At 37.4% G+C, this 4,579-nt stretch carries 5 protein-coding genes and 1 pseudogene; 2 read left to right on the top strand and 4 right to left on the bottom strand.

Annotated features, from left to right (window positions below):
* On the top strand, positions 1-248 hold a 248-nt coding region (locus BFP75_RS22060), incomplete at its 5' end, for a hypothetical protein (protein ID WP_206073505.1).
* Positions 249-659: 411 nt separating this feature from the next.
* Here the strand turns inward: BFP75_RS22060 and BFP75_RS06705 are convergent.
* Genes BFP75_RS06705 through BFP75_RS06695 form a run of 3 tightly spaced genes read right to left on the bottom strand, consistent with a single transcriptional unit; the run spans position 660 to position 3,390 of the window.
* On the bottom strand, positions 660-1,715 hold the full coding sequence (locus BFP75_RS06705) for a hypothetical protein (RefSeq protein ID WP_240531718.1): 1,056 nt from the start codon (positions 1,713-1,715) through the stop codon (positions 660-662).
* Positions 1,715-3,079 (bottom strand): DNA cytosine methyltransferase, encoded by a 1,365-nt coding sequence (locus tag BFP75_RS06700; protein WP_099544474.1) that lies wholly within the window; start codon positions 3,077-3,079, stop codon positions 1,715-1,717. The genes BFP75_RS06705 and BFP75_RS06700 overlap by 1 nt, the downstream gene beginning before the upstream one ends.
* A gap of 2 nt (positions 3,080-3,081) precedes the next feature.
* A complete protein-coding gene (locus BFP75_RS06695; RefSeq protein ID WP_099544473.1) occupies positions 3,082-3,390 on the bottom strand; it encodes a helix-turn-helix domain-containing protein in 309 nt (102 codons plus the stop codon).
* A 718-nt stretch (positions 3,391-4,108) separates the two neighbouring features.
* Here BFP75_RS06695 and BFP75_RS21775 point away from each other — a divergent pair.
* Positions 4,109-4,246 (top strand): hypothetical protein, encoded by a 138-nt coding sequence (locus BFP75_RS21775; protein WP_165776557.1) that lies wholly within the window; start codon positions 4,109-4,111, stop codon positions 4,244-4,246.
* Between the two features lie 209 nt (positions 4,247-4,455).
* Here BFP75_RS21775 and BFP75_RS22325 read toward each other — a convergent pair.
* Positions 4,456-4,579 (bottom strand): annotated as a pseudogene (locus BFP75_RS22325) (IS256 family transposase); the annotation flags it as partial.

Genomic DNA, 4,579 nt, shown 5'->3' with positions numbered 1-4,579 from the left:
TTGTTTTTAAGCGACAAGGTAATTGTTACTTGATCTTTCAAAGTGGCACAGATCGAACCGATATCACTGGCACAAAACGAACCGAAACGGATCGGGCCGATGGCCAAAAGTGGCACAGATCAAACCGAAATGCCTGGCACTATAACTCCGAAATGGATGGCACAAAACGAACCGAAGTATCCAGATACGGCGGTTATCGTGAGAAAGAAGATGTCATTACCTGGGGAGGTCTCCAAAGTTACCTGTAGCTATATGGAGAAGTCAGCAGAGGTCATAGTACTTACGGGAAACGAGCCATTCGAAAAATGGAGGTCTCACGAGTAAGGAAGGACTGAACGTAATTCTCTTCAAAATTCGCATAGGAGCACTAGTGGTAGCCTATGCCTAAATTAGAGGATAGTGCCAAGGGTGAAAAGAGCTTTGGTTTGATGATTTGCGAACCGCCGTATACGAGACCCGTATCCCGAGAATTCGGGAGTGGTGTGAGAGGCGCACCGTGGGCTTTACGGCCTACGGCCGTCTACTCGACTGTGTTTTCGTACTTTATTTTTTCGTCCTTCTGTCAGCGTTGGCAAAGACATACTCTTTTGCAATTTTTGGCTTGTGTGTCGGCTGGTGAGAATTGCAAATGTGTATGGCTTTTAGCGTTGGCTTTTCCATCACAATATTAATTCGTTCAACATCTGTTTTAAACCCAAATGCCTTGCACCTTGAACAGTTTTTGAGTTCATTGATACCAAGTCAATCCAATCCATAATTTTTTTCTTTTCGCTCGTTTTCTCGTTCCAATATTCTGATAATTCAATGGCAGACGTGTTAATCAAAATCTCTAAAACCGAGTTTATATTCTCAAAAAGTTTGATATAGATTCTTGGAATATTTTTGTGCGTTTTACCTTTGATAAGGTAATTGTCCTTTCCACCTGCAGTAAATAAATCTCTAATATTTGGGCATACAATAGACTCTCTAGTAACTAACCAAATGGCAAGTCGAGAAAACTTGTCTCCTCGATTACTGAAAACCTCGGGAAAATATACCATCGCTCTATTTTTTATTTCTTGCTTTTCTTTTTGGTTTAGATTGTTCCAAATGTTAATGACAAGATTACTTGCTTGTTCGGTGTCTTGAATCCACCACAAATCTTGTCCGGGTTTCAGTTTGCTTTTATAATAATCAGTAATTGGTTTAATCGGATTATTCTTTTGTCGCAAAGTGTCGTAAGGCGTATTTATTTTATCAAATATTGTTTTGCCTTTTTCCAAGTTCATATCTATTAAATATCTTGGCGAATGAGTTACAACAACTTCTGACAAACATTCTTCATATGCTCTGCATTTGAATTCAATCGGTTTGCCGAGTTTCCCAAATAGCATAAATATTCGTTCAACATCCTCAACTCTAGTGGATTCTAAAACACTATTTCCTGTTGTTTTCCAATGATTTTGAGTAGTAGTTTTTACTTCTATTCCGTAAAATTTATTTGCTATGATGTCAGGGAACTTTTGTCCACCAATAACTTCTATTGAATTTTCAAAAGCAGTTCCGACTGCTAATTCAGTCATTACATCTCCAACATATGGTTCAAGTTTATTACCTTTTAATTGTTCAATCTTTTTAGGTGATTTTATTGCGTGTGCATTTAATTCAATAATTGTTGAATTGAGCAAAGTGTTGAACTCGTTTTTATGCGGTTCTGAATTTACTGATACTACCATTATTTTTTAAAATATAAGTCCCAAACATTTTCAACTCGCTTTGCCAAATTGTAAGCGAGAAGAGGCGGAACTGCATTTCCAATTATTTTATATGCTTTTGAAGGACTTACCAAATATGAACCTTTACGACCTTGTTTGTTCTCAATTACAAATTCATAATCGGGCGGAAAAGTCTGGATTAAACCACACTCTCTTGGCGTTAAACGTCTCTCTTTTAATCCTTTTGAAAGTTCTTCGGTTAATATTCCTCCATTTTTTTTTGATAACCGTCTGAACTCAATATTTCCGTGATGTTCGGCTCTAATTGTAGGGCTAATACCATCAGGCTTAATTTCTATTTGTCCTTGACAATGTTTACCCATAAACTTTGCTTTTGAGTAAAATTTTTGGGATAAATCTTTAGATTTTTCTGGCTCTTCTATATTTGCAAAAAGCTCTTTTAAATCTACGTGGCGTTTTAAATTATCGCCATCCGTTGTATAAGCGTGAGTTGGTTTTGGATAAGGATTGTATTTATCTGATATAATTTCCTTTTCCAATTCATCTAGTGCGGATTTTTTTAAAGCAGATTTCTTGATTCCAATGAAGAAAACCCTTTCCCTTGATTGCGGAACTCCATAATCAGCTGCGTGTAAAACTCTTGGCTTTAAAACTAAATATCCATTATCTCCTGTAGATGAAAAATCACTTTGAATAATGTCTTTTACGTTTGAGAGGTTTACCAAGCCTTTTACATTTTCTGCAATGAAAATTTTAGGTTGTGTAATTTCTATCACTTGCTTCATCCACATATAAAGCTTTCCACGGGTTTCTTCTGTGGCACAAGTTTCAGTATTTAGTTCACCTTTATGGTTTTTATTAGAATTGAAGCCGTTTCTTTTTCCTGCAATACTAAAATCTTGGCAAGGGAAACCGCCTGTAACGATGTCAATATTTTCAGGAAATACTTTAGTACCGCTTTGATGCAGTTTTACTAAATCCACTATACTGTCGGTTTGATAGTCTTCTATATCATGTCCTCTTTTAGAAAAATAGTGTACCCAAGCATTTCTTGCGTCTTTTAAAATGTCGTTTGCAAAAACTGTTTTGAATCGAGTTTTTTTAAGTTTTATGAAATTATTGTCAAGTTCCTTTTCTATAAAATCAGGATTTAAAATATCGTTTACAGAAGATTTTAAGACAGAAAAATCGCCCTCAAAACCTAAGTCCATTCCTCCACAGCCTGAAAATAAAGAGAGCATATTTAAAGTTGATTTGCCCTCTTCTTCTTCTTTTTGTAATTCAACTTTTGAGTTGAATTTTACAGCTAATTGTGGTTCTTCAACTACGCTTGCGTTTTCAATATCAGTTGTTAATGTTCGCATAGTTAATTTTTTACGGGATGAGATTTTAAATATTTTATTTTTCTTTCTGCCACTTTTAAAGCTTTGTTTGCACAATCTTCATTTACAATTTCGTAAGCGATTTTGTCACTTATAAATTGAATCAATAATTCATCTTTATCGAGTTTTAGAATTTCCGCAAGCCTTCCCAACATTTCCTTCGTTGGTTTTCGCTCGTTTCTTTCAATTTTACTCAATATTGCTTGGTCAATATCGACATAAGCAGAAACTTGTCTCAAAAGCAGTCCTAACTCTTGTCTTTTGTTCCTTAATATTTGTCCGATTGTTTCCATTTGAAATTTATAACTTGACAGTATGTGTCAAATATAGATAAAAATTTTTAAGGCAAGTATTCAGATTGTATTTTTTCGAGCTTAGGAAAAAAACAGCTCTTTTGGTTTTTCAGCGTTGGGTTTTAGCGTTGGCAAAAACCAAATGTGCTGTTTGTGCGGTGGCTTTTTCTGTATGAAACACAACGTTTAGTATATGGCAAGTAGGGCAGAAGAAAGCGATAAACTTTCAATTTTGCACTGAGCCAAAGCGTTGTATTTTGTTTTTATATTATTCATTTTAAAAGCCAAATCAACGATTTGGCGGTCTTAGCAAATACACCCAAAACTTTGGTTAATCAACTACCTAGCAATTAGCTATATACATTGTGTGTGCCCAGCATGGGCATCTTTAAACTATTAGAAAGATAGTTTATTCATCTAGGGGGTGCAAGTCCCTTATGGGCGGGGGTAACGCCTTGGGCCATTAGTAAGTCGCAAGGGTGGTGACCGTGAGGTCATATCTGAAGGAAGCGGGACCACAAAACCCGGTACTGACCCTTCGGCTTCGCTCAGGACAGGCTGAACAGGAACCGTATACAGAGGCATATTTATTTGGGTAAGCAAGCACATCATTGTAACGCCCTAAGATTACCAAAAGGGTAAGTATGTAGATACGGCGGTTATCGGGAGAAAGAAGATGTCATTACCTGGGGAGGTCTCCAAAGTTACGTGTAGCTATATGGAGAAGTCAGCAGAGGTCATAGTACTTACGAGAAACGAGCTATGGCAGTACCCTAGAGGTCTCACGAGTAGGGAAGGACTGAACGTAATTCTCTTCAAAATTCGCATAGGAGCACTAGTGGTAGCCTATGCCTAAATTAGAGGATAGTGCCAAGGGTGAAAAGAGCTTTGGTTTGATGATTTATGAACCGCCGTATACGAGACCCGTATCCCGAGAATTCGGGAGTGGTGTGAGAGGCGCACCGTGGGCTTTACGGCCTACGGCCGTCTACTCGATTAGCAAAAGTTTTTTGACACTATCCCACCAAGTGTGTAAGTTAAAAATAACGAGGGTTGGACTTTTATCTAAAGTCTGACCCTTTTTTCATAGATTGTAAGGAACTGGTTTAAAATTATGCCCCAGTTCCTGATGGGCATGGACCACTTCTTGGTGGCCTCCCTTGTTGCCAAATATACGGATTTCATCACC

This window comes from Maribacter sp. 4G9, from assembly GCF_002742265.1.
Lineage (GTDB): Bacteria > Bacteroidota > Bacteroidia > Flavobacteriales > Flavobacteriaceae > Maribacter.
This window is presented reverse-complemented; position numbering and strand designations above follow the sequence as displayed.